Consider the following 2,276-nt stretch of genomic DNA (forward strand, 5'->3'; position numbering starts at 1 on the left):
GCGTGGGGTCCACGGCCCAGAGCGCCGCCCACACGCCCGGCTGCGCCAGCGCCAGGTCCAGCACGCCGTTCCCCCCAAAGCTGAAGCCCGTGAGGTACGTGCGCGCCGGGTCGCCTCCGTGCCGCGCGTGCACGTCGCGGACAATGCGCAGCACGGCGTCGGCGCTGCGGTGCCACAGGTCGCCGCGCGCGGGCAGTTGCGGCGCCATCACCAGGAAGTCGCGCACCTCGTCCGGCGCGCCGTCTGGGCGCAACGGCCCGTGCCGGGTCAGCGCGGCGACGATCTCCGCCGGCGGCCCCTCGTCGTACCCGTGCAGAAAGCACAGCACCGGCCGGGGCGCATCCGCCGGCGCGGGAGAAAGCAGGTAGGGCAGGGGCCCGTCGTCCACCCGCCGCAGGTCCGGTCGCATCATCCTCGTCTCCCCCCGTTCCGTGGCTCGTGGATGGACGTCGTCCGCAGGGACAGGGCCGAAGGCGACACACGGCGGACGCTCGGCCCGGAATCCTCCGCCAGGGACCGGAATCGAGCCGCATTCCGCCAGCCTGCGAATTTTCGCGCGAGCGGTGGCCGTGTTTTCCTCAAACTGTTGGAAACCGTTGACTTACATGTAATAAGTGGATAAAGTTGGCGCGGCGGAAATACCGCCGATGCATGCCGGGCGTGGGAACCTGGGGATGCAGTGCGTAGGCGGGAGCAAGGGCGCCCTTGCTTCCGCCTACGTACGTTCGGCACCGAACGCACGATGCCGACGCGACGTGCCCCCGCCCGGGCGAGCCGGGCGGGGGCATCGTGCGTCCATCGGTCCGGAGCGGGCCTACCGGTCGCGCGAGGTGTCCACGCGCAGGGTGTAGGCGCCCGTCTGGTCCGCCGTGTAGGAGTTGGCGCGGATGACGTACTCGCCGTCCTCGGGAAGCGAAACCTCCAGCAGCGAGTTGGTGCCGTCGCCGCCGTCGTCCATCGTGGCGATCTCCTCCCAGTCGCCGTTCACCATCCGGCCGATGTGCAGGTAGGTGTCGAACTCGTCGGACTCCATGCTGATGCGCAGCTGCTCGCCCGCGCGGCCCTGGTACGTCCACGTCTCGTAGAACGAGTTGTCGGAGTCCAGCACGGTGTCGTCGTCGTCCAGCTCGCTCTCCACCGTCTCGCCGGCCGTGATGCTCTGCGACGTGCGCTGCGACGCCGTGCGCTCCGACAGCGTGAGCGTGTAGGCGCCCGTGGCCTCGCCGAACGAGGTGGCGCGGATGACGTACTCGCCGCTCGACGGGAGCACGTACCGCAGGCGGGCGTTGGTGCCGTCGCCGCCGTCGTCGTCCGTCTCGATCTCCTGCCACTCGCCGTCTTCCATGCGGCCCAGGGACAGGTACGTATCGAACTCGTCCGACATCATGCCGATCTGTACGCGCTGCCCTTCCTGGCCGCGAAAGCTGTACTGGTCGTAGAACTTGCCCGACTCGTCGTCCTCGTTGTCCGTGTCGGCCAGGGCGCCCTCTTCCGTGCCGCCCAGGGAGAGGGTCTGCATGCCGCCCGTGCTGGCGGCCGGCGCGGGCTGCAGGCCCACGGTGAACGCGCCCATGCCGTCTTCGCCGTACGCCTGCACCAGCAGCACGTACTGCCCCGTGCGCGGCACCGTAAAGCGCATGCGCGAGTCGGTGCCGTCGCCGCCGTCGTCGTCCGTCTTGAGCTCGTCCAGCACGGGGCCCACCTGGCGGCCCACGATGACGTACGTGTCAAAGTCCTCGGACTCGGCCGTCACCAGCAGGCGCTGGCCCTGGGTGGCGCTGAAGCGGTAGGCGTGAAAGCGGCCGCGGTCGTTCACGGGCACGTCGCTCTCCACCAGGCGCCCCGTGACGCTCTGCCCCACCCGCAGGGGCGTAAGGCCGTTCTGGGCGTGCGCCGTCCCGGCCAGCACGAACGAAGCAAGGCACGCGGCCAGGGGGGCCGCGGCGCGGGCGTACGGGTTCATGGACCCTCCAGGGTGTTCGGGAACGTGGATGATGAACAAAGCACGGCGGTCCAGCGGGGGCGGGAGCGCGTGCGGGTCAACGGGATTCGTTGGGCTGGGATGCGCGGGACCGGCGGGAAGGAACGGCGTACGGCGGCCGTCCACCTCGGTGCTGCGGCCAATCTAGCGCTTCCCCGCCGCCGCGAAAGTGCGGCGTGCGTCGCAGAACCGTGCGGCGCGGGCGACTGCTACTCGGCGGAGGGGCAGGAAGTTCCGGGAGAGATTCGTGCGCGTGGGGAGAGTGTGTCTCGCGCGCGGAGGGCCCCCTCCCCCC

General features: G+C 70.6%; 1 protein-coding gene and 1 pseudogene. Both read right to left on the bottom strand.

Annotated elements, in window-relative coordinates:
• Positions 1-412 (bottom strand): annotated as a pseudogene (locus VFZ20_RS26020) (hypothetical protein); the annotation flags it as partial.
• A gap of 402 nt (positions 413-814) precedes the next feature.
• Positions 815-1,963 (bottom strand): hypothetical protein, encoded by a 1,149-nt coding sequence (locus VFZ20_RS26025; RefSeq protein WP_329686887.1) that lies wholly within the window; start codon positions 1,961-1,963, stop codon positions 815-817.
• Positions 1,964-2,276 lie beyond the last annotated feature (313 nt).

Origin of the sequence: Longimicrobium sp. (assembly GCF_036280135.1) — a bacterium.
Lineage (GTDB): Bacteria > Gemmatimonadota > Gemmatimonadetes > Longimicrobiales > Longimicrobiaceae > Longimicrobium.